This window comes from Bacillus salacetis (assembly GCF_049177075.1).
Lineage (GTDB): Bacteria > Bacillota > Bacilli > Bacillales > Bacillaceae_B > Rossellomorea > Rossellomorea salacetis_A.
The window spans coordinates 4,075,464-4,099,404 of the sequence record NZ_CP185377.1 but is presented as its reverse complement, the minus strand read 5'-3'; the positions used below and the strand labels follow the sequence as shown (position 1 = coordinate 4,099,404).

General features: G+C 41.2%; 22 protein-coding genes. 15 read left to right on the top strand and 7 right to left on the bottom strand.

Annotated elements, in window-relative coordinates:
* Positions 1–126: 126 nt before the first annotated feature.
* The 4 genes from ACOJQI_RS21065 (at position 127) to ACOJQI_RS21050 (ending at position 3,725) form a co-directional block, all read left to right on the top strand.
* Complete coding sequence (locus tag ACOJQI_RS21065) at positions 127–462, top strand: hypothetical protein (RefSeq protein WP_421381794.1); 336 nt, start codon at positions 127–129, stop codon at positions 460–462.
* A 22-nt stretch (positions 463–484) separates the two neighbouring features.
* Positions 485–1,225, top strand: coding sequence for a C13 family peptidase (locus ACOJQI_RS21060; protein ID WP_421381792.1), 741 nt, complete (start codon positions 485–487; stop codon positions 1,223–1,225).
* A 413-nt stretch (positions 1,226–1,638) separates the two neighbouring features.
* On the top strand, positions 1,639–3,174 hold the full coding sequence (locus tag ACOJQI_RS21055; RefSeq protein ID WP_421381790.1) for a YifB family Mg chelatase-like AAA ATPase: 1,536 nt from the start codon (positions 1,639–1,641) through the stop codon (positions 3,172–3,174).
* Between the two features lie 2 nt (positions 3,175–3,176).
* On the top strand, positions 3,177–3,725 hold the full coding sequence (locus ACOJQI_RS21050; RefSeq protein ID WP_421381788.1) for an REP-associated tyrosine transposase: 549 nt from the start codon (positions 3,177–3,179) through the stop codon (positions 3,723–3,725).
* A gap of 225 nt (positions 3,726–3,950) precedes the next feature.
* Here ACOJQI_RS21050 and istB read toward each other — a convergent pair whose 3' ends face one another.
* Both istB and istA read right to left on the bottom strand, forming a co-directional pair.
* Entirely contained in the window at positions 3,951–4,676 is a 726-nt protein-coding gene (gene istB, locus ACOJQI_RS21045) for an IS21-like element helper ATPase IstB (protein WP_421379120.1), read from the bottom strand.
* On the bottom strand, positions 4,673–6,088 hold the full coding sequence (istA, locus tag ACOJQI_RS21040; RefSeq protein WP_421379118.1) for an IS21 family transposase: 1,416 nt from the start codon (positions 6,086–6,088) through the stop codon (positions 4,673–4,675). The genes istB and istA overlap by 4 nt, the downstream gene beginning before the upstream one ends.
* 548 nt (positions 6,089–6,636) lie before the next feature.
* On the opposite strand from istA, the gene ACOJQI_RS21035 reads away from it, so the two are divergent.
* Positions 6,637–7,086: a hypothetical protein gene (locus tag ACOJQI_RS21035; protein ID WP_421381786.1), complete on the top strand. Its 450-nt coding sequence runs from the start codon at positions 6,637–6,639 to the stop codon at positions 7,084–7,086.
* 165 nt (positions 7,087–7,251) lie between these two features.
* Here the strand turns inward: ACOJQI_RS21035 and ACOJQI_RS21030 are convergent, their stop codons facing one another.
* On the bottom strand, positions 7,252–7,533 hold the full coding sequence (locus tag ACOJQI_RS21030; RefSeq protein WP_421381784.1) for a helix-turn-helix domain-containing protein: 282 nt from the start codon (positions 7,531–7,533) through the stop codon (positions 7,252–7,254).
* Between the two features lie 85 nt (positions 7,534–7,618).
* A complete protein-coding gene (locus ACOJQI_RS21025; RefSeq protein ID WP_421381782.1) occupies positions 7,619–8,104 on the bottom strand; it encodes a competence protein ComK in 486 nt (161 codons plus the stop codon).
* Between the two features lie 210 nt (positions 8,105–8,314).
* On the opposite strand from ACOJQI_RS21025, the gene ACOJQI_RS21020 reads away from it, so the two are divergent.
* Together ACOJQI_RS21020 and ACOJQI_RS21015 are read left to right on the top strand one after the other, a co-directional pair.
* Positions 8,315–9,376, top strand: a complete 1,062-nt coding sequence (locus tag ACOJQI_RS21020) for a hypothetical protein (protein ID WP_421381780.1) — start codon at positions 8,315–8,317, stop codon at positions 9,374–9,376.
* Between the two features lie 199 nt (positions 9,377–9,575).
* Entirely contained in the window at positions 9,576–13,103 is a 3,528-nt protein-coding gene (locus ACOJQI_RS21015; protein ID WP_421381778.1) for a cell wall-binding repeat-containing protein, read from the top strand.
* A 171-nt stretch (positions 13,104–13,274) separates the two neighbouring features.
* Here ACOJQI_RS21015 and ACOJQI_RS21010 read toward each other — a convergent pair whose 3' ends face one another.
* The gene (locus tag ACOJQI_RS21010; RefSeq protein WP_421385530.1) at positions 13,275–13,484 is read right to left on the bottom strand and encodes a M48 family metalloprotease; all 210 of its coding nucleotides are present in this window, start codon (positions 13,482–13,484) and stop codon (positions 13,275–13,277) included.
* A 141-nt stretch (positions 13,485–13,625) separates the two neighbouring features.
* Here ACOJQI_RS21010 and ACOJQI_RS21005 point away from each other — a divergent pair, with 141 nt between their 5' ends.
* The 3 genes from ACOJQI_RS21005 (at position 13,626) to ACOJQI_RS20995 (ending at position 15,437) form a co-directional block, all read left to right on the top strand.
* The gene (locus ACOJQI_RS21005; protein ID WP_421381776.1) at positions 13,626–13,880 is read left to right on the top strand and encodes a hypothetical protein; all 255 of its coding nucleotides are present in this window, start codon (positions 13,626–13,628) and stop codon (positions 13,878–13,880) included.
* Positions 13,881–14,151: 271 nt separating this feature from the next.
* Positions 14,152–14,301, top strand: coding sequence for a hypothetical protein (locus ACOJQI_RS21000; protein ID WP_421381774.1), 150 nt, complete (start codon positions 14,152–14,154; stop codon positions 14,299–14,301).
* Between the two features lie 182 nt (positions 14,302–14,483).
* Positions 14,484–15,437 carry a hypothetical protein gene (locus ACOJQI_RS20995; protein ID WP_421381772.1) on the top strand — a complete coding sequence of 318 codons (954 nt, stop codon included), beginning with the start codon at positions 14,484–14,486 and terminating at the stop codon, positions 15,435–15,437.
* A gap of 124 nt (positions 15,438–15,561) precedes the next feature.
* On the opposite strand, the gene ACOJQI_RS20990 is transcribed toward ACOJQI_RS20995, so the two are convergent.
* Complete coding sequence (locus ACOJQI_RS20990) at positions 15,562–15,702, bottom strand: YvrJ family protein (RefSeq protein WP_421381770.1); 141 nt, start codon at positions 15,700–15,702, stop codon at positions 15,562–15,564.
* Positions 15,703–15,944: 242 nt separating this feature from the next.
* Positions 15,945–16,160, bottom strand: coding sequence for a DUF2922 domain-containing protein (locus tag ACOJQI_RS20985; protein ID WP_421381768.1), 216 nt, complete (start codon positions 16,158–16,160; stop codon positions 15,945–15,947).
* Positions 16,161–16,215: 55 nt separating this feature from the next.
* On the opposite strand from ACOJQI_RS20985, the gene ACOJQI_RS20980 reads away from it, so the two are divergent.
* From ACOJQI_RS20980 to ACOJQI_RS20960, 5 genes are all read left to right on the top strand, one after another.
* A complete protein-coding gene (locus ACOJQI_RS20980) occupies positions 16,216–17,448 on the top strand; it encodes a Bcr/CflA family efflux MFS transporter (protein WP_421385529.1) in 1,233 nt (410 codons plus the stop codon).
* Positions 17,449–18,327: 879 nt separating this feature from the next.
* Positions 18,328–19,584, top strand: coding sequence for an amidohydrolase family protein (locus ACOJQI_RS20975; protein ID WP_421381766.1), 1,257 nt, complete (start codon positions 18,328–18,330; stop codon positions 19,582–19,584).
* A gap of 422 nt (positions 19,585–20,006) precedes the next feature.
* Entirely contained in the window at positions 20,007–21,209 is a 1,203-nt protein-coding gene (locus ACOJQI_RS20970) for a hypothetical protein (RefSeq protein WP_421381764.1), read from the top strand.
* A gap of 80 nt (positions 21,210–21,289) precedes the next feature.
* Positions 21,290–22,498, top strand: a complete 1,209-nt coding sequence (locus tag ACOJQI_RS20965) for an amidohydrolase family protein (RefSeq protein ID WP_421381762.1) — start codon at positions 21,290–21,292, stop codon at positions 22,496–22,498.
* A gap of 53 nt (positions 22,499–22,551) precedes the next feature.
* Complete coding sequence (locus ACOJQI_RS20960) at positions 22,552–23,748, top strand: M20 family metallopeptidase (RefSeq protein WP_421381760.1); 1,197 nt, start codon at positions 22,552–22,554, stop codon at positions 23,746–23,748.
* Positions 23,749–23,941 lie beyond the last annotated feature (193 nt).

Here is a 23,941-nt window from a genome sequence, read left to right as displayed (position 1 = left end):
ATGTTTGAACACTCGTCAATTCCTTTGGATGATTTTATTTATACTACAGACAAGTATTTCGGAATATCGGACAACCAATATAGCTATACTCATAACATACATCTCTTTGCGGAAAGGGTGAAAAAAGTGAGTGTAGAACATCTGTTCAGAAAGGAAGAATTAATAAGATTTATAAAAGATAATACGAAGAAACATAATAAGGACCTATTGGATGTATACATTTCAAAAGCCCCAATTACAAAATCAAAAATAAAAGATACCTTTGGAAAAACTATATTTGAATCTTTAGACACTAATGGTTGGATGGTTTTTGTTGATCCTTGTAAGATTGCTAATTGGTCTCATCCATGTGAATATTGGTTTGTTGTTGATAATGAACAATTTGAATTTAAGTATGGGGAGAAGTGGAAGCCTTCTTCTGAATTAGAATATGAAAGTATAACAGAATTTTTGGATTATTAGAAAAAATATTAGAGGGAATAATATGAAAAAATATGCACTTTTATTCGCAGGATGTATAGAAGATAAATATAACTATAAGAGATATGCAAATGATTTGGCATACATGTATAATGTTTTGAGTCAAAGCGAGTACGAGCTTATAAAGATTTTGTACTCTGATGGTTCTGATATTGACTATAATGGTGTGTCTCTCAGAACGGCAGAGGGGAGCCTTGCAAACTTTAATCAGGTTATCAGCGATTTGCAACTCTCTATGCAGGAGGAAGACCAGCTGTTCATAATGGTAAGCAACCACGGAAATTTGTTTTCTAATAGAGAGGCTGGTATTAATTGTTGGGGGAATAGTTATATTACCCAATCGTTTTTTTCTAAAAAGCTATCCATAATAAAAGGAACTAAAGTAGTGGTGCTGGGGCAATGTTATGGAGGTAATTTCCTTGAAGAATCTATTCCCAATTCGGTAATAATTAGTGCCAATGTTCCGGATAAAGTATCCTTTGGCTCATTATATACTGAATATGATGAGTTTTTATACCATTTTACTTCGTACTACAATGGTTCATACCCAGATGGAAAACCTTTGAATAACAGTAAGGGTCAAAAGGATATTTACTCAGCTTTTGAGTATGCCAGAGATAATGATTATCATTATTTACATAGCACACCTTATTTTGATTCAAATATTCAACAGCAAGTTGTTATTCATGAAGAACCACAAATTAAACTTAATGATACAAATGCTTCTGAAATATATATAACTTAGTAGAATTAAAGCACAATTTAACTATAGGAACTTAGGAAAAGATAATACTCTGTCAGAAAATGGACACTTAAAGATGACTTCCTGTTTCCCCTACCGCTCTAACGCTTGGTGGCCTCCTGTAATAGATCAGGGGGCCAGATTGGTGTTCTCTTCTTTCCCTGCGATACTTTCGTTCAAAGCCAAGTGTGGAAATAACTATGGTCACAGTGACGCCCCGAGATTTGTCGAAGGTTTTGGGGTGTTTTTTTATTTTTGTTGAAGGTTTTTTGGTTGTTTTGTTGAAGCTTAGGTTATTGGTTTTTTCTTCTGTTTTCTCCCATTCATTATTCTCCTATTGTTACTTCTGTTTTTTTCTTCTTTTTGTTCATTTCTCTTTTTTTATCATCATGAAATTTAAAATTGGAGGCTGGTTTATGATGAGTAAGGTGACGAGTGTTGGTTTGAAGGGTTTGGAGGGCTATCGGGTTGGGGTGGAGGTGCGGATTTCACAGGATACTGAGTCGATGGTGATTGTGGGTTTGCCTGATGCTTCGGTGAAGGAGTCAAGGGAGCGGGTTTTGGCTTCTCTTGCTCATTTTGATTTGGATGTGACGGATAAGAAGGTGGTGGTGAATCTGTCTCCTTCTGATCAGAAGAAGAATGGTGCTTTGTTTGATTTGGCGATTGCGGTTGCTTCTTTGAGGGAGTTGGGGGCAATAAAGTGTGATATTCCACAAGAGACGGCGTTCATTGGCGGATTATCGCTCGATGGTTCGGTTGTGAGCGGGGATGGAATGCTGCCTGCTGTTATTGCTGCCAAAGCGCTGGGAATTAGGCTGATATACTTGCCTGATGATCCGGCAATTCCTCTGCATATGCTGCAGGAGATAGAATGTGTTGTGGTTCGTCATATTGAAGAGGTGGTTCAGCATCTGGAAGGTCAGGAAAGTTTGCTGCTTTCTCCTCGGTTGCGTACTATGGAGCCAGTTAGAGATAAGTCGCAAAAGCATGATAAGGATTTTTGTCATGTGATTGGTCATGAGCAGGCGAAGCAGGCACTGGAGATTGCTGCAGCCGGTGAACATAATTTGCTCATGAATGGAGCACCGGGCTGTGGGAAAAGCTTGCTGGCCGAAACCTTTCCTTCCATTCTGCCACCCCTGACGAATCAAGCCCTCCTTGAAGTCATGAGTTTGTATCAGCTCTCAGGTGAAAAGCGTGTCCACGACCTTTCTGCCCCTTTCCGGCATCCTCATCATTCCGCTTCCGCTGTTGCCATCATTGGAGGCGGTTCGAATCCAAGGCCTGGTGAAATATCGCTGGCTCATCATGGGGTTCTTTTTCTCGATGAGATAGCTGAATTCAGCAAGAAGACCCTCGATATGCTGCGCCAGCCACTCGAAACAGGCAGGGTGACCATCAGCAGGGCCAATTCCACTGTAACGTATCCCTCTGCTTTTATCCTGATCGGTGCCATGAATCCATGTCCATGTGGATATCTTGGATCTCCTCATCATTACTGCACCTGTTCCCAAAAGCAAATTCAAGCCTATCGAAATCGGTTATCCGGTCCTATCTATGATCGTATGGATATTCTTTTATCATTACAATCCATGAATGTCAGTCAGCCCAATAAAGTACAGGAATCTTCTGCCGATATTCGGAAACGGGTAAAGTCTGCCCGCCTAAGGCAGTATGAGCGGTATCAGAAAGAAGTGTCTAATGCCAACGTCCCTTTTGAAAAACTATTGGCGGCCAGTCCGCTTTCAAATGAGCAGAGACAACTGCTCACTCATGTTTCCTCCAAGCAAAATTGGAGCAATCGCGTTCAAATTAAGATTATCCGGTTGGCGAGGACTATTTCCGATTTAGCAGGAGAGGAACAAATAACGGATGGAGGGGTTTGGGAGGCGATGAAGTTACGGAGAAGGGACGTTAATAAACCACAAGTGATTGCGAGGGAAACCTAATTATGCCGTTCAAGAAAAGAATTCATATACCAGAGCGATTTTATCATATTGTCACCAGGGGAAACCGACGGGACGCCTTATTCCGGGATGAAGATGACTTTCAAGCATTTCTCCACATCCTCAACCAAATCTACGAGAAATATCCCTTCGAAATTGCTTCTTTTTGCCTCATGAACAACCATTACCATTTGCAATTGCGTTCGCAGAAAGTGTCCCTTTCAAAAATCATGGGACTGATCAATAAGCGTTACGCCAATTACTATAATACAAAGTACCGGCTTACAGGCCATGTTTACGAAAAGCGTTTTTATGACAAAATCATTGATAGTAAAGAAGGGATGCTGGAGGTCAGCCGTTATATCCATCTCAATCCGGTAGAGGCGAGGATGGTCAGGCGGCCGGAACATTATCCATGGAGTAGTTTTAACTATTATAAGAGCGAACAAGTAGCGTTGCCTGACTTTATGAACCTTCCCAGCTTGCTGGATTATTTTGAAGGGACGTCACACAGAAGAGGGATAAGTATTGCAGTTCCTTCACTTTGTAAGTAAGGGACGAATGATTACTCGTCTAATTTTTTGCTTTACTAGCTTAGAACAGGTTTGTAGGAGAGGCTTTGGAGCCGGCAGTGTATCTATTCGAGATAAACCAAAAATGTTATAATTTCCTTAATGAAGGAGATGAAAAGAATGGAAAGTCGGATTGAATGTATTTTGCAAGAAAAAAGTGCAGAATAGCGCAAAGAATTTTGCAGATTTTTGCCACCCTATTACGAATCACTTTGCCTTTGACAAGGCATTGGAAAGCCTGTAGCTTCCTCCATTGAAAGTTAAAACATGAGCGTGGTGAATCAAACGATCCACCAACGCAGCTGTAAGTCTAGAATCAATAAAAATTCTGTTCCATTGGCTAAACTCCAGGTTTGAAGTAATGATTAAGCTTTTTTGTTCATACCAATCAGCGATTAGCTGAAATAGTAACTCTGAACCTTCTTTGCTAAAGGGTAAGTAACCCATCTCATCTAATATGATCAATTCTACCTTTTCGAATTTCTTCCTAAAAGAAGGCAATTTATCATGCTTTAACGCCTGTTCCAGTTGCTCAATAAGGTAAGACACACGGTAAAACCTAACTTCATATCCCTTCTCGCATGCTTTTCTTCCTAACCCTGTTGCTAAATGAGATTTCCCTGTTCCAGGGGAACCGATTAAAACGACATTTTGCTTTTGCCTAATAAAATCTAGACTCATAAGACCTTCTTTATCAATATGAGAAGGGAATCGGATCCTCTCGTTCCACTCATAATTAGATAGATTCTTTGAGTCTAGAAATTTTGCATTTTTAATTAGACGTTGAACCTTCGCTTGCTCCCGCAATCGAAATTCCTCTTTAAACAGAGCTTCTAAATATTGAGAAGGGGAATCAAAGGAAATCGTTTCGTAAATTTCTGATATATAGGCTAACCTCAATGACTTACACATAGAACGAATAGAATCACTCATGATTGTTCACCCCTTTCTAGAGGAGCCAGGGAATCATATTGAGACCAGTCTAGCCCGAAGGGGTTCTCATTCTTTCCAGAAATTAAATCGTAAAATTCCTCATTAATTCTCTTCATGTCATGGGTCACTAGTAAATTTACGATTTCCTCTAATCGTTCCTTACGGACTAATAGGTCTTCAACCATTAAATACTCAGATACTCGTCCAGGTAAGTATTTTTGATATCTTGAGTAAGGTACTACTCTTGGTTTCCGGATCCAATCCTTAAATATAGAAATCCATGGAATAGCTCGTTTTTTGTTCATGTAAGGTCTGTAATCTTCTAAGAGAATTTCACCTTCAGGTGAGACAGCTTTGAATTTATCCCATGAAAGCACAAAGTAAACGAATGGATAGTTAGCTGCTTTTGGAATATGTACAAGGGTATTATCCAGCTTGGCTTCATTAAATTTATTGACATTGGTTTCAACCTCTTTAAATACTGGATATTCCTCCACAGGTAATTCTAATAAGAAGCTTTTCTCCTTATTCCATAGATCTTCAATCATTACTTCTTTTTCATAATGGAGTCTTTGTCTGTCATTTTCTAATTGAACACGAAGTGTTTCTGTTAAATCTTCAAAACTGGTCATAACTGGTGATGTTGTAAAGAAGTTGTATCGAATATATCCCACTTTATTCTCTACACTTCCTTTTTCATGGCCACTGCGAGGATTACAAACTTGCACTTCAAAGCCATAGTGATTCTGGAATTGGATAAATGCGTCCGTTAACTTTGCCTCTTCAGTCTTTGACCTTACCTTCTTTACTGCCGGTGTTAAGTTATCAATCCTGATTTTTCTCGGTACTCCTTTTGTTTGGTTAAATAAAAGTTTAAGCCCTTGAAGGAAACACTCTTGATTCTCTGATGGCAGTGCTACAGCGAAAGCTGCATTGCTATGTGGATAGGACATAACTAAGACATGAGTGTCAATAAAGTCCCCATCTTTAACAACTTCCATTATTCCGAAATCTACTTGTGCTTCACTTGGAGGATGTTCTAAACGATCATGGCCCTTATCGATTTCTGCATTATGGCTGTTTTCCCAATCGGAAATAAAGTAACAAACGGTCCGGTAGGACCCTTTAAAACCAAGGGTCTGTAATTCTTTAAAGATATGTTTCTTCGTTCTACGCAACTTCATCTTTAACTTGCTATCTTCAAAGAGCCAATCAGAGACAATCTCTCCCCACTTTTCAGTATGCATCATTCCCTTAGGCTGATTAATCTTTGATTTAGGCAATTGATCATCATCTGCATACTTCTTAGCTGTCCTCCAGTTAATTCCTAGAGTTTCCTTGATTTTTGATATAGATAGTCCTTTTTTGTTTCTTAGGTGTTTGATACAATTAATATCAGACATTGCTAGCATCCTTTCTACCTCCACTAATAAATTGCTCGACACAATTAATTTAGTGGGACTTGGGGTGACTGGCAAGTCTTTTTTTTATGCACATAAAATTAGTGCAGGACTCTGCATTTTTCCTTAGCAAAGCTCTGCACTTTTATTTTGCAATAAACAGATTGAAAGAATAGAAGATATGCTTTCGCAATTAATTTCCATGCTAGGAAATATGAAAGTAGAAAATGAACAGCGACACAAAGAACTAATTACTAAGATAGAAAACATAGAATTAGACCAGGATTACATCTGGGAAAAAGTTGTTCGGAATGAAAGAGAGATTGCCCGGATTTCGAAACAGAGAAATTAAACTATTCTATGTGAAGCCTTGGGCATCAAGCCACTCTCATCCTCTTACCTCCCACATACTTTATCCTATGAATGGGTAGATGAACGTTTCCCTCTGTCCCGTAAGCCTCCACACACAAGAAAACTAAGTAGTTTGAGAAAAGACAAAATGATAGACTGCTAATATACAAGTCAAAAAAGAGAAGCCGCCCAACTTTTAAGGAGCCAACATGAAACCAATGAAATTAGATTCTGCATTTGAGCCTTGCCAACCAGTCGAGGGTGAAGAAGTTTTTGCAAACGGAGTAATCAGGTGGAATATCAGCAAGATGCAGGAGTACATTGATGCCCACCCACAAGAAATCGAATTTAAACAAATGGACATAAAACTAATTACAAATGAATATACAAACATCAACCTGAATCATGTCCCAACTGTAAATCTATCAAAGCCTATCATCCTTGTGGAATTCAATCCTAGAATCCAAGACCATCTAATTGACGGCCGTCATCGGTTAACAAGAGCAAGAGAGCTCGGTGTAACCACTCTGCCAGCTTATAAGCTGACACTTGATCAACATATTCCTTTTCTTACAAGTCAAACTGGATATGAAGCATATGTGAGATATTGGAATGAAAAAGCAAGGAATTGGTATGGAGACGAGAGAAAGTTACGATGAATATCGGGTATGACCCCTAGTGCGTGAAAGCGATTGCTGCTAATTCTTCTGCCACCGTTTTTACCACTGCTTGCCGACGATTTTACCAGGTTATTCCAATACAGTTGCCAATATGAATGAAGCCCTACAGGTTAACTCGCAAGAGCCTGGTAGGGCTTATATTTTTTAGCAATCCTCCTCTTCCTCATGGAGTCTTGCTTTTTCTTTGAGATATTGTTCCCAGAGGTAATCTTGACTCATTCCTAATGCATCGGCCAGTTTCCCTATGGTGACGTATTGGGGTTCTACTTTTTGTCCTCTTAGCAGCCTTCCTACATATTTTTCTTCAAGTTTGGCCTGTTCTGCTAAATAGGAAATGGTCCATTTGGGATCGAGTGCTTTCCTTTCCAGCCGTTTTTTTCTTAGTAATCTACCAAGGATTTCTCCATCTCTTTCTTCTTTTTTCAAAGCAATCGTCCTTTTTCACCAATTATCTAGTCGGGAAAAAGGAAGCTAAACGCCCGGGTGGACCCTTTTTGTGTTTCTTTGACGATTAATTATGTATGCTGGCACGATCCCTCTGAATTACCATGGTAAAGGCACTTCGATGCATCTGTTTTCGCAATATATTATAGGATTGTTTGATTAATAGAATTTGATTATTTTTCATTTTTACAATGGAGTGGGTTTTGTTCTGAGGTGATGGTTGTATGGACTGAATATGTTTGGGAAAGAGCCAGCAGCAGTCGAATTGTTGTGGTGAAAGTGTAGGGAAAGCAAAGATGTTTTGCGAAGGAATGATGGGAATCGGAATCTTCTTGTGGTACCCCGTAAAATGTTTGACGGCTGCACGTCTTCCTTCATACGTGGAATAGCCTTCTAAACAGGCTTGTTCAATTAAGCTCAGAATTGGTGTATTGATGTAGTAGGTTTGATCGGTCTCTACAATTTTCGTACAGTAATCAATGTGCCTTTCTGGAAGCAATGCTTGGGTTTTGGGGGAAATGACATACGAGCTAATGATTTGTTTCAGATTCATACACTCCTTTTTATACATAATTAATAGGGTTATGTCATACGCAAGGTGTGTTACAAATATTTACAATTCTATCTTCTGACAGATTTTGCTGGCTGAACACGTCTATATGGGCTCTTTTTGTAGAAAAATGTTGAAATCCTTTTCCAGGTGGCAATATCACTGAAGTCTGATAAAATTTTCTTATAACCTAATAGAAATGGGAGAATACATTTGAAAATGCACAAACTTAGTCTTTTACTAACGATTTTCATAGCACTGGCTGCCTGTTCAAACCAGGAATATGATCGGTATATCGAAAAAGGCCTGGATCATCTAGGTGAGAAGGAGTACCATCAAGCTGCACTGCAATTTGAGAGAGCCCTTCAGCAAAAAGAAGGGGATAGGACTGCAGCGGCTTACTACCATCAAGCCAATGGAATGGACAATGCCCTGGCAGAATACAGCGAAAAGGATTACGACTCTTCCCTGGAATCGCTTGAAGCTGTAATTGAAAGGAAAAATGGACTTGAAACCGTTAAAGAAGAAGCAACCCGGTTAAAATCGCAAATCATGGAGATGGTGAACAAAACAAGGGAAGTTGAGGGTGAGATTAAGCTAATAGAAAGCCTGATTGCGAATGAAAGCTTTACTACGGCTCAAGACAAATTAAACGACCTGCTGCCAAAACTTGAAAAAGATGAAGATCTGGCTGCTTATCAACCTCAGGCCCAGCAACTTATGGAGAAGGCGAATACGGGGCTGAAAGCTATGGATACAAAGGTTCAGGAGGAAGCCCCTAAGAAAGAGCAGAAAGAAGATAAAGCTAAAGTCACTAAAAAAGATTCATCACCTCAAGCGACAAAAGAGATGACCCCAAAATCAAGGGCCTATAATACGTATAACAATGAACGTTTTGGATTCAGCCTGCAATATCCTGAAGGGATGACCATGGACCCGCCATCGACGAATGGTGATGGCGGTACCTTCAGAAATGGCGACCTCACGGTGACTGCTTATGGCGGTCATACCAATACAGTCCAACAAGGGGAAACAATCGGCACCTACTACAAACAAGATCTGGAGAATATCACAGCAAGTATAGCTTACAAAAGACTGGCTGATGACTGGTATGTAATCTCTTATGAAGAAGACGGAACAATCTACTATAAAAAATTCTTCTTCGGGGAACAGTCATTCAACACCTTTATCATTTCATATCCCGCCTCCAAGCAGGATGAATACGGAAGCGTGACCACCCATATCGCTGAAACCTTTACGTCTGGGGCATACTAATTGAGGTATAAAGTTTTACACTTCCCGCAAAAAAGAGACATGGCTGCACGCCATGTCTCTTTTCTGTATGTTGGACAGACACAGGATTGTTAGATGTGTATTGAGATTTTAACTAATTACCATATATACCCCAGATAAGGGAAAATTCTATGTTACTATAGTTAATGGGAAATTAATACTATTTTACAAGGAGTTGCATATGAAAAAATTACAACAAAAAGGTTACTTTATTCTTGGAATCCTCTTTGTATTATTGCTGATCATGCCCAGTGGGATGATGGCAGGGTCTTTTGAAGATAAGCGGATTTATGGAGAAAATCGTTATGAAACGGCGGTGCAAATTTCAAAAGAAGGTTGGAAGGATGGGGCAGATACGGTAGTGATGGCCAGGGGAGACCTGTTTCCGGATGCTCTTTCAGGGGCACCTCTTGCTTATCAATTGAATGCTCCCATTCTACTGACAAAGCCTGGGAAACTCCCGGTTTCTATAAAGGAAGAGATTGAAAGGCTGCAAGCTGAAAAAGTGATCATTCTCGGAGGGGAATCAGCGATCAGCGCAAATGTAGAACAATCGATTACTTCCTTGGGAATGAAGGTTGAACGTATGGCGGGCCTGACGCGGTATGAGACCTCACTGATGATTGCACAGAAACTAAGCAAACAAAGTGACAGAGCCATTGTAGCAACAGGGATGAATTTTCCCGATGCTTTAGCTATTGCCCCTTATGCCTCAGAAAATGGCTATCCTATTCTTTTGACGAAGCCGAATCAACTAAGTGAAGATATTCAAAGCTATGTTAACTCCTTTGAGGAGACCATGGTTGTAGGAGGTATTGCCGCTGTTTCAACTCAGGTTGAGAATCTGCTTCCAAATCCTACGCGTATTTCAGGTGCTAATCGGTATGAAACCGCAGCAGAAATTATACGATACAATTATAAGAAGAATGAACAAATATACATAAGTACAGGTGTGGAATTTGCGGATGCGTTAACAGGATCGATTCTGGCAGCTAAAAACCATACCTCTTTATTGATAGTGGATGAGGATAGGTTACCAGAGGGAACTGATAGAGTTATAGCAAACAATCAAATAAGACGATTCTCCGTACTTGGGGGAGAACAGGCAGTTACTGATAATGTTATTGAAGACATTGACAGTTTAATAGGTGAATTTACGGATTCAGTTGGATCCTTAACAACAGAAAAAGATATCAGAGTGTTAGATTCTGAGGAAATTGAGTTGTTCGAGCAAGCGGCAGATAAGACTGAAATAGTGGATGGTGATACCATTGCTATTACCTTGCCTGAAACAGCAGCTACTTCTCTGAATAGTTATAAGCCTGGCAGCTTATTATACATACCGCCTTCCGGGAATTACCCAATGGGATTCCTTGGCCAGATTTCAAAGGTTGAATCCAACGGAAAACTATTCATTGATCAACCTAATATCGACGAGGTTTTTAAAGAGTTTAATATTCATGAAGACGAGTCCTTAACTCCTAATGAGTTAGTGGATTTCAGGTTAGCAGATGGGGTAACCCTCAATGTAAATGGTGCTGCAGCGAGCTCTATAAGCGATATAAGTGAAAGCAATTCAGGGGTTTCCTTATTGAATGCTGCTGAAGAACCGATTGAGCTAATGATTGATCATACTCTTGTAAGTAAGGGTGACGCAAAATCGGTCAAAATTCAAGGCGGAGTAAAGGTAACTGCAACAGACGTAGATGTAGATCTAAAGAAAAATTTCATAGGTATGATAGAGGAGTTTGATTATCGATTTTCCAGTAATCAAGAGACAAGTATAAAGTTTCTCATGAATTATGAAGGGAAACTATTCGAGGAATTAGATCAATCTAAAAATATTGATTTTGGCGACTGGCTGAAGCTGGAAGGAGTTGACCGGGCAGGGAGGTTATCTCTGGCTACAATGACATACCAAATTGGCACCACACCGATTTTTGGTATAGGGGATAAAGGTTATAAGGAAGTGCCGATAGGCGTTACTGTTTTTGTCACTCTTAATAGCAGCGGTGAAGTGCAAGCGGAATTAGAGGTCGGAATCATTGAACATTCCACCCTTGATGCAGGAGCCGTATGGACTGAAGATGGTTTTGATCCTATTTTTAATCCTGAAGTGGACCGAAAGGAAGTATATCTTAAAGGTGAAGGTTATCTATCTTCTTCTTTAGGAGTCGGATTTGAACCTGCACTGAATATCATGGGGCTGCTGCCTGCTGTGATACAGAATGATTTAACTGCAGATATTGAAATCGAGGGAAATGTTGATGCGAATTATGACCTGAAAGACCAAAAGTCCCTTGTTTCCGGCTGTGTGAAGTTAGACTTTGGGGTTGGGGTAAGTTCCAATCTTAAAGTAAGACTTAAAGCGATTATTGAGAAGTTGAATTATGAAGACAAAATAGAATACAACAAAACTCTTTGGGAGAAAACCTTTTTTAATGAACCGGAAATCGATTGGTGTCAGATTACGGGGGAAGTAAAAGGGAACATCACAGATTCATTAACGGATGAACCGTTACGGGATGTGGAAATTGAAGTGTTTGAAAATGGTGTTTTCTATAAGTCAGCTTCAACTGATGTCGCAGGTAACTTTACCTTCAAGCTAAGCGGTGGAACATACGATATCCTTTTTAAGAAATCAGGGTTTGTTACACATAAGATAGAAGGAATTGAAACTATGGAAGACGTGGAAGAACTTGAAGATTTTAAAATGAATAGGTTACCGAAAGCAGAAGAGTTGGCATGGAACTATGAACCGCATCCTGATATGCATATTTACGATGGGACCATTTCAGATGGAATAGTATATGCAACACTAACAGAAGGAATATATCCGAATGCAGAAGATTATCTAATGGCAGTGGATGCTGAACTTGGCGAAGAATTATGGAGAATTAAATCTTCCATCTGGGAAATGGTTGAAATTGATGACAAGTACCTCTATTTATCTAATTCCGATACAGATGAAATAGTCGGTTACGACAAACGAACAGGCAATATAGAGTTCAAGTTTGACATTTGGGGGAGAGTTGACCAAATTTTTGTTAAAGGCGAAAAGATTTATGTCCCTCAATCATCCCCTGACTATGGAGTTAATCAATTTAAATTGTCTGTTTATAATACAGAAACAGGTGAATTGGTAACGAAAGAGATTATTTATCCTGAGGAATACCTCACTGATTTTTGGGAGGATGGGTATGGAACAGATATTCGTGCTGTAAATTCAGAGGAAATAACCGTGATGTTATATTCATACTTTGAAGGATATAACACTATTATTAAACCTTTTACATTTAACTTTGAGACTGGCGAATTAGAGGTATTAACAAAACCAATAATAGATATAGTTAATGGTGAGCAAACTTGGCTGCCAGAGGGTCAGGTTTTCTTGGGGGAAGGAAATAATAACACCTCTTTCGCTATAGATACACAAGATGATCAAGTGAAGATCCTGGGGTATAATGAGTCGCATATAAAGATGTGGGAAAGGGTCCTTTGGGAACAGAAGCTTCCTCATGAGTTTTTCTCAGGATTTGCAAAGGATGATATCGTTTACTTCTATGATTATGAAGACTTATTTATGATAGACTCTGCAGGCGAAATGAGCCAATATAGTGATTTAGGAAGAATACGGTCAGTCGATGTATCTGCCCCTTATACAATGGTAGTAAGTGATAGAGGGATATCTATGTATACGCCGTTATAGTAAAAAAAGGAATCTCTGCATAATAGTGCGAGATTCCTTTTATTTTTATTTGATGAACTTCTTATCTTGACCAATCAGAATTTTTTATGAAGGGATATTGTGCAGTTGTGATTTTTAATTAATTTGGATTGAACGTCAAGTATATTAGTTCATATATCTTGTTTTTGTGCCTTAAGCAGCCACTTCTAATTGCTGAAGATTGCCAATTCGCTGGTCTGGATCAGGATGACTGGCAGCTAGGTTTGCCCATAATCCTTTTGTACCCTGAACTTCAATTTCATTAAAGCGATCAAGGGTCTGTATCAATGAACTGCCATAGCCGCACTTATGTGCAAATGCATCAGCTTCATATTCATTTTTTCTTACAGAGTGCATAACCAATACAGTTCCAAACTTAGTCCATAACCAATCGGTTAGAAAATGACCGTAGAGAACAAACCTCAAATTTTTCCATAATAGGATTTTTAAATATGATAGACTAGTAGTATTCAACTAGTATTTACTAACATGGGGGTCAAGATTTTGAAAAGAATACTATTAGTGGGATCTCTGGCTGCTTCTTTTAGTTTATTGGGATGCAGCAGCGAGGAGACTGCAGAAAAAACAAAGGAAACAAAAGAAACAATGGAAGAAAAAGAAGCAGAAGAAACTGTGGAAGAAAAAGAAGCAGAAGTGATTGAACAGGAATCAAGTCCGGTTGCTGAAGAAGTTGAAGTAGAGGAAGCCGTTGCTTCTGAAGCAGAGTCATATATGACGTATGCAGAAAAGTTTCATTAGTCTTGATTCGCATGGCCAATGTTTTTATCTCTTCCATTATCATCTCGTCATAAACTTGTGCGAAAATATCTATATAACCTTGATTCCTATTTGGTTCGGCAACTTTAAGCAGCTGTTCAAATTGCACATAAGGTGAATCCGGAGTTACGGTAAAAAAAGTTGAAAGAGGTACATCATACATGTTCCTTAAATTAAACAAATCTATAAGTTCTTGTGACGTCTCAGGATATCCTTTTTTCAGGAATCACTCCCTGACTTTGAGAAGGCCATTATGCTTGTAAATGGCCTGGGAGTTGAGACCTTTCACCTTTATAAATACATACCATTAAATGATGGGTATTCAATTGAAGTTCGTTTATCAGGAATGAACTTTGAACTAAGAGAAGGAATAGAGGAATCAGGTATCGATTGGATAACATAACGATTAATCCAATCTTAGTGGATGAATTAAGTTAATAATCATTAAAAAAGCTGGTTCTGCGGAATCAGCTTTTTCAATAGGTAATGCAATAATACAAATTTAGAGGAATTGCAGAAACATATAATCTATTATGTTACAATTATTACATACATAGTGCATATTTACTAACTAGGGAGGAAACGATGAAAAGATTACTTATTTTGTTAACGGGGGCCGCTATAATTAGTTTGGCTGCATGTTCAGAAACCGCTGAAGAAAACGAAACGGCAACTGTAGAGGCTCAGGAAACAAAGAATGACTCAGGGATAGCACCTTCGGAAAAAGAAAAAGAGGAAGATGTTGAAGAACAAGAAACAACAGCTGCTTCAAATACGATTAATAAAAACTCTCCAGAATATTTATTGGAACAATTAGAGATTGGAAATAACCGAGAAGAAGTCATTAGTTTATTCGGTGAACCTGATGAAGAAGGTTTCAATGAAATTTCAGGTGACGAAACATGGGAATATGAACTTGATAATGAATTAACGTTATTTATCGAATGGGAAGAACAAAGAGTAAAACATTATGCATATATTTCAAAAGACCAGGAGTATAGAGTCTTTGAGCAAGGTATAGTAAAACAGACAAACCTTACTAATGGTGATGTTACATATAAGTATGATGATATAATTTCAGTTCTATCAACAGGCGAATGGAATGTTTGGTATATGGGTACTGAAAAAGTCCCGGAAAACAGTGAAGTAGGAGCATTGAGATTACAAGAAGATGGTAATCAGTTAATAGGTGAGTGGAAGAATCCAAAAGGAACATTTAAAGTGGTTGGGGAAGTAGGCCAGGATAACACTGTAGCCTTAAAGCTCTACTATCAATCACTTGAACATATAAAATCTGATGTGAAGGACTCCATACCAGCAGATGAAAAAGATAAGTTTGCCCAACAGTTATTCGATAGAAAAGATGAATTTTATTCATTGCTTACTATTAATCTAGAAGGTTTAACAGCGACAGGAACTATCAAAGAGATGTCTCCAAGCTGGAATGCTGACACTTATGATGTTGTTGACATTAAGTCTGCGGAGCTGCCGGGACTTGGTACATACAGGTTGGTTAATTCTACTTGGGATTATAATTAAGATAAAGTAGGGTACAGAGGGGGAGGTCCCTCGTCCCGGGACAGAGGGACAGGTTCCTTGTCCCACAATATTTTCACACTGCAGAAAAGACATGTCATCGCGGCATGTCTTTTCTGCACTTTCATTATTGGTTCTTCATCTCCTGCGGCAGCAGTCTGATCGAGGCAATGACAGCTTCAAGCTTCGTTTCAATTCTATGAAGCAGATACATTGTCACGACAATCGGAAAGCCCACTTCTGAGACGAACGACATTACTTCTTCCAACGGATTCACCTCCTTCATTAAATAAGGTGCCCTTTAGCCATAGCCTGGGGGCACCTTTTCATTGTTGGTAGGAAACTATAAAAATTGTCGGTTGTTTGATAGTAGAAATGTTTTCTGCATCCAGCTCCAGCGCCTAGCCCCTCGGGGTCATAAACCAATCCGGCAAGAAGGTTAAAGAGCAACCTTCCCGCCGGCTCGTCTTATGCCTGTCGGGGCTGATCAAGGCACTTGCGCTTTTGTTCTTACACTTCGTATTCCGTGACATTGCGCTCGACTACACGAGCTCCCTCAGCAGAGACAAGGGTACCAGTGTTGCTTTGGAAGACATTCGTTGCGATGATTGTATCCATTACTTGCTTCACCTGGACAGGGTCTACAGGCTCGATGGGTTCATCAACGGAAAGTCGTGCTGTTTCTCCAAATTGGGTAAGGAATTGCAGTTCCAATGTTTTTGCCATTACGTTTCACCTCCATTATCAAACAACTAATCCACTTCATGAGAAAGGCGATAGAATATTGAATTTATCAAAGACTAAAAGACTACAGCTGGTATTTCTGTTGGGGTCACTTGCCATTTTAGGTCCATTCACGATTGACACGTATTTGCCTTCATTTCCTACTATTGTTGATGATTTTCATACAAATGCTTCGCTGGTTCAAATCAGTTTAACCACTTGTTTATTGGGGCTCGGATTAGGTCAATTGATTATAGAGCCTATGAGTGATGTGCATGGCCGCCGTAAACCATTGGTCATCTTCCTCACTTTGTATTTTTTATCCTCTGTAACTTGTGCCATTGCACCAAATATTTATACATTGATCGTTTCTCGTTTTATTCAAGGCTTTGCAGCTGCAGGAGGGCTGGTTATTTCAAGAGCCATTGCACGGGATCTGTTTAATGGGCGGGAACTGACGAAGTTTTTTGCTTCTTTAATGTTGGTTGGAAATCTTGGTCCCATTATTGCGCCAATTATAGGGGGTGCAATTCTGACGATTACGAGCTGGAAAGGAGTCTTTATTGTCCTGGCTTGTATCGGTGTTATCTTCACCTTCACTGTTGCCTTGAAACTTGAAGAAACGTTGCCAACCGAAAAACGGGTACCGGGAAATTTCAAGCAGGTCATTAAGAATTTTGGAATGTTATTGAAGGACCGTGAATTCGCGGGATATGCCTTTACTCAAGGATTTATAACTGCCGGGATTTTTGCTTATGTCTCGGGTATTTCTTTTGTCTACCAAAACATTTATGGCGTTTCTCCTCAAGTATTCAGCTTCTTATTTGGCGTGAATGGAGTGGGACTAATCATAGGGACTCAACTGGTTGGCCGGCTGTCAGAATATATACCGGAAAAGACATTCTTGAAAATTGGATTAGGGCTTTCCAATACAGCTGCTGTATTATTGCTAACAGCCATTATTTTAAAGGCACCGCTAATATTTGTAGCGATTCCTATCTTCTTTTTAGTCATGTGCATCAGTATTATCGGAACAGCGTCATTTTCCCTGGCGATGGAGACGAAAGGGCATGTGGCAGGAAGTGCATCTGCTTTATTAGGGGTGCTGCCGTTCCTGCTTGGTTCCTTAACAGCGCCACTTGTTGGAGTAGCGGGTGAGTACTCCGCTCTTCCAATGGGGATTATTATATTGGCTGCAAGCTTTTTGGCTTTTTTGTCTTACTTCTTATTAGTGCGGAAAGGGTCTTTGCATCTGAAAGGGCCAGACGCTTCTGTTCACAACAATCTGTAATAAATACAATTTAAGAAACACCACTCTATTCGATACCGGATCGAAGGATGGTGTTTTTTTATATTTTCATGAAGGGATGATGTACCTGTCCCTCCGTCCAGCCAGCACATTTCCAAAGAGTGAAAACTCTCATGATACAAAAGGAATGTTTCGACAGTTTTAGTGGCTGTATTAACGTAACGGTCCCATGTTCAGGATCGACTGACTTTCTTTTTTATAAGGAGTAAACTGGATTTCCTGAATCCCTCAGATCTGACGTTGCTTTGTTAATAACAAGTAAGCGTGTCCTCCATAAAACTGCTTCTATTCCACTCTGTTTATTGTTTTTATATAATTTCAAACTAACTGGAATGATATCTGATTTATTAGGGTAATCCGGGATAATTAATTGAAAAACCCATTTGAATCTGTTTTAGCAATCATAGCTTAGCCATCAAGTGCAGCTGTTTCTGTAAATCATATCTCCGAATTTTTCATATCCTGCTCCATACTCTCTTATATCTTCTTAAGCAGTTTCCATTAACAGATTATCGCCATTTTTACTATTTTAATATAACGAATGTGTTAGCAACTTATGTATTGGCTTTGGAGTTATTATCTTGTATAGGGGGTTGGTTTTTATTGGTCTCAACCTGCCCCTATGTCCTGTTAGTACACTTCCCCATTAGTAAAACCTCTCCTGAATCAAAAGTACTGTTTCGACAAAATGAGTGAATTATTTTACCTTGCTGGGGCGATGCACCTGTCCTTTTATGTAGAAAACGCTTTCATAATATAATTTTTAATTTAAATAATTTTTTAACAAAAAACCATTGACCCATCCTATCAGAATAGGATAAACTTACAAACAATTTAAACAATTCAGAAAGAGGGGATCAGATGGCGAAGCAGATTTTCTTGAAAGGCGGCTTGTTGATTGATGGAAATGGTGGAGGAATTCTGGAAAATGCCGGGGTGTTGATAGACGGGGAAAAGATAGCAGCCGTTGGTTCCGCAGGTGAAATTCCTGTTCCTGAGAATGCGGAGGTAGTCGATCTGGATGGCAAGGTGATTATGCCGGGTCTTATCGATGCCCATATCCATCTCGTCGGGGTGAAGAACTTGAACTTGATGCTGGCGGCATTTGAACCGACAGAAGTTCAGATGGGACGAGCATTAAAGGATCTGCCGAAACTTATTGATGCAGGTGTGACGGCTGTCCGTGATGTTGGAAGTTCCATTGCACTCCACATAAGAAATCTGATCCATGAAGGTGTCTATGAAGGTCCAAGAATAAAGACCTCCTACAAAATCCTGGGGCAGACAGGCGGACACGGGGATATACATATGCTCCCTCCAGAGTTTAATACCAACCGCACCTGTGATGGTGTGGATGATTGCCGGAAAGCAGCGCGTGAACAGTTCCGTGCCGGAGCCGATTTCATCAAGATTTGTTCTTCAGGAGGAGTTCTTTCCGAAAAAGATGACCCGCGCTCGCCGCAGATGACTGTAGAAGAAATTGCCGCAATCGTATACGAAGCAGAAGCTGTAGGATCTTACGTTGCTTCCCACGCGCAGAGCACCCAAGGCATCATAAACGCGCTGAAAGCAGGAGTTAAAACGATCGAACATGGAATTCTCATCGATGATGAAGGAATTCAACTGATGCTTCAAAACGACGCTTATCTCGTTCCAACGTTAGCCATCGTGAAAAGAATTGTGGATGAAGGAGCAAAGCATGGTGTTCCGGAATTCGGCCTGAAAAAGGCCAAAACCTATTATGATATCCACATCCAGAATATGAAAAAATCCTATGCAGCCGGGGTGAAAATTGCCGCTGGTACCGACTTCGCAGGCTGTGATCCTGTTGACCATGGCGGAAATGCGTTGGAACTTGAATTGCTTGTAAATGATGTCGGGCTGTCCCCAATGGAAGCAATTGTTTCGGGAACCAAAATATCTGCTGAAGCCATCGGGCTCGGCGGGGAAGTTGGAACCATTGAAACAGGGAAGCTCGCAGACTTGATTGTCGTTGAGGGCAACCCCGCGGAAGATATATCCGTTCTATTAAACACCAACAATATTAAACAGGTATACGTCGGCGGCAAACGTTACAAAAACAATTTGGCCGTTAAGAAAGAAGTAGAGCTGGTTTAAGAGGAGGATCTAAAGGAAAGATGATTTGATGGTGCAAGCCTCCTGCTGGAGTATTTACCAGGTGGCTAACCTCATGCCCCGCGAAGTCAAGTACCTGAAGTGGAATTCAATGGATATTCCGTCTATTATCCACAATATTAACGATATGCTTTTTTTCTAAAACATTGTTGCTTTTTAATTAGTTCTTCAAGTTTTGTTACGAAAGATGATTGGAGCGGAAGGTGCCGGCCTCCTGCGGGACTAGCGGGACAGGTGAGACCCCGCAGGCGCAGCCGAGGAGGCTCACCGCCCGCCCCGCGGAGTCGCGCACCTGTAGCGCAAATCAACTACTTATTCAAAGTAACAATCAATACGAAAAGTGCTTAACGAAAAAAGGAAGAAAAAGATAAGCCTAATAATTAACTAGAAGGGAAGGGATTTATTTGTTAAATGAACCGGTAGTAGCCACTATGATCATCCTTGCTTTGATTGCAGTTGGGGAAGTGATCTCCATCAAGACCAGAGCGAGAGTACCGATGCTGTTAGTTGTGTTATTAGGCTATCTTGTCTTAATGTGGGTCGGAGTCATTCCGAAGGACCTTGTTGCGAACTCCACTTTTGCAACAGTTGGGGCCGTGTTGATCGCACCCATGATCGTCCATATGGGTACGCTCATCCCTATGAAAATCATCAGACAGCAGTATAAGTCAGTCGTCATCGCCCTGATGGGAATCATCATTGCTGCTGGAACAGTCCTGTTGGTTGTATCACCAATCTTTGGTTACAAGACAGCAGCGGCGGGAACCGGGCCGCTTACCGGGGGAATTATCGCTTTTGTTGTAACTTCTGAAAAATTACAGGCATTAGGGTTGACAGCCCTTATAACGATCCCTGTTCTTGTCCTTTCTCTTCAAAGCTTGATCGGACTTCCATTAACTACTTTCTTCCTGCGCCGCTATGCAGAAAAAGTAAAAGCGCAAATGGGAAGTAAGCTGTATGTGGCTGCAGCAAGTGAAGCTGTGGTTCAACAGGGTTCAGTTGATAAATCGGAAGAGGTAGTGGAAAAATCAGTGAAGAAAAACTGGATTCCTGATCGTTACGCAACTTCATCTGTGCTGCTGTTTCAATTGTTTGTGGGCGGATCGATTGCAGTTGTCGCCGGAAGTTATACAGGAATCCACTATAGTATTTGGGCACTGGTGATCGGTTTAGCCGGGACATTGAGCGGTTTCTATCGTGACAAAATGATGGAGCGCGCAAATTCCTTCGGGGTAGGAATGGTCGGTATCATTTTCGTTATCATCCCTTCTATGAATCAAGTAACGTTCTCACTATTTTTACAAAACCTGCCGGCAGTATTCACGATTCTATTGATCGGTGCCGGGGGAATCATTCTTGGAGGCTTCCTTGGAGCAAAGCTGCTAAAGTGGGATGTTAACAAAGGAATTCCGGTTGCGTTAACAGCCATGTACGGATTCCCAGGAGATTACCTTGTTTGTGAGGAAGTCAGCCGAAGTGTCGGAGAAACAAAAGAGGAACAGGAGTATATCTTCAATGAAATTCTCTCTCCGATGCTTGTTGGTGGATTTACGACCGTTACGATCGCTTCGATTTTCGTCGCAAGCGTGCTGATGGGGACATTATAGCGGGACACGGGGGCTGGTTCCTTGTCCCTCGCCAAATTTGCTAGTTTCAAAAATATACAATTTCTAAGATGGGGGAAAATATGAAGACTAAAATAACAAACATTCAGCTATTTGATGGAACAGGCTCACCCCTGACAAAGACCACTATCCTATTTGATGAAAAAACAATCCTCGCCATAGGTGACATGGCGAGAGATGCCGAGGCAGATCAGGTTGTCGATGGAGAAGGCTTAACGTGTGTACCTGGTTTGATCGACTGCCACGTCCACCTCACAATGGACGGAAATGCAGACCCTTTCGTTGACAGCCTCGGAAATTCCGAAGCGGATGATGCTTATAAAGCATACCGAAATGCACAAAAACAGATTGAGAGCGGTGTCGTGACGGTCCGTAATGTTGGCTCCAAAGACAATGTCGATATTGCGCTCCGCAATGCGATAGAGAAAGGGGTGGTCAAAGGACCAAGGATCGTTGCTTCCGGGGAACCGATCGTCATGACAGGCGGCCATGGACATACGATGGCAATTGAAGCTGATGGTGTCGATGAGGTCCGGAAGGCGGCCCGTACCCAGTTGAAGAAAGGGGCAGACCTTCTGAAGTTGATGGCAACCGGAGGCGTCATGACGCCTGGTGTAGATCCAAACTCTCCGCAACTTGGTGAAGATGAGTTGCGGTGCGCCTGTACCGAAGCGACAAATGCGGGGAAAACAACCGCAGCCCACGCACAGGGCGTGCAAGGAATCAAAAATGCGATCCGTGCCGGCATCACTACTGTAGAACATGGTATCTACCTCGATGATGAGGCGATCGACATGATGCTTGAGAGGGGAACGTTCCTTGTTCCGACACTTGCCGCTCCGTATAATATTGTGGAGTATGGACTCGAATCTGGGATCCCGGCACATGCCGTTCAAAAAGCAGAGAGCGTCATGGAAGACCACCAAAAGAGCTTTTATCAAGCTTATAAAAGAGGCGTGAAAATCGCTGCTGGTACAGATGCGGGGACGCCGTTCAATAGGCACGGTGATTTTGTCACAGAGCTGGAGCTGATGGTGAAGAATGGGATGAGGCATGAGGATGTACTGCGTTCCGCAACGAAAGTAGCTTCGGAAGCCATGAAGATCGATAACAAAACAGGAACAGTGGAAGTAGGAAAGGCTGCCGACCTGCTGCTTGTCCAAGGCAACCCGTTAGAAAACATTTCCGATTTGCGCAAGGTCGTTAAAGTCTTCAAAGAGGGCGAATGCTATTTTTCAAAAGAGGTCAAAGAAACAGCTGTAGTAGGCTAACGCGGGACACGGAACCTGTCCCACTAATAATAAAATAGGATGGTGTTAATGTAATGGAAAAATTATATCAACAGCTTGATCACTTGTACGATGAAATGGTGGAAGTTTTCCGCCACCTGCATATGCATCCCGAACTTTCTTTTGAAGAAGTGGAAACGCCTAAATTTATCGCCAACTACCATAACCAACTGGGGCATGAAGTTCGAACAGAAGTAGGCGGCCGCGGTGTTGTGGCGAAACTTACAGGTGGAAAACCGGGACCAACCATTGCTTTGCGTGCCGACTTTGACGCCTTGCCGATTCAGGAAGAAACGGACCTTCCTCACAAGTCCAAGGTGAATGGTGTGATGCATGCCTGCGGACATGACGGCCATACTGCGGAACTGCTTGTACTGGCCAAAGCGCTTAACAGTATGAAGGACGAGCTGGAGGGTACGGTTGTGTTCATCCATCAGCACGCTGAGGAATACCAACCGGGCGGTGCGATTGCCATGATCGAAGACGGTTGTCTTGAAGGGGTGGATGTGATCTTCGGTACTCACCTATGGGCGAATGCGCATGTGGGGGAAGTAGGTTTCCGTTCTGGTCCCGTGATGGCTGCGGCAGATCGTTTCCATCTGAAGATTCAAGGGAAAGGCGGGCACGGTGCTCAGCCTCACCTGACAAAAGACTCTGTTGTAGTCGCATCCCAAGTGGTGACAAGCTTACAGCAAATTGTTGCGCGCCGGGTGGACCCGCTTGAATCCGCCGTTGTGTCCATCGGGAACTTTGTAGCAAAGAATGCGTTTAATGTTATTGCCGATTCAGTGGAGTTAACCGGAACAGTAAGGACGTTTAAGGAAGATGTACGCAATCTAGTAGAGAAGGAAATCGAGCGTGTGGTGAAAGGGACGTGCCTCTCAGCTGATGCTGACTATAAATTTGAGTTTGTCAGAGGTTATCCGGCCTGTGTCAATCATCCGGAAGAAACTGAATTCGTCGCAGAGCTCGCTGAATCTGTTCCGGGCGTAAAAAATGTATATGAGCCAGCTCCACAAATGGGCGGGGAAGACTTCTCTTATTATCTGCAGCACGTAAAAGGAACCTTCTTCTTCACAGGAGCAGGCGACCCGGACTGGGAGGAAACGTATCCTCACCACCATCCTAAATTCAAAATCAATGAAAAAGCGATGCTCGTTGCTGCCAAAACACTTGGAAAAGCTGTGATTGAATATGCGAAAAAACAATCCCGGGTTCCTGTGGGACAATAAGATTATTTTAGCAGATTGACGGTTCTCAGGTAACAAGATAAAAGGGGATAGAAGGACCGGCACCCCACGTCACTATATATCGGAATTTGGGGATTCGCGGCATTACGCTGCTTCAAATGAGCATTATGTTCAGGAAAGCAGTCGCATTGCATACATGATAGTGATATCATTTAAAAAGCGCTTATTTGATTGA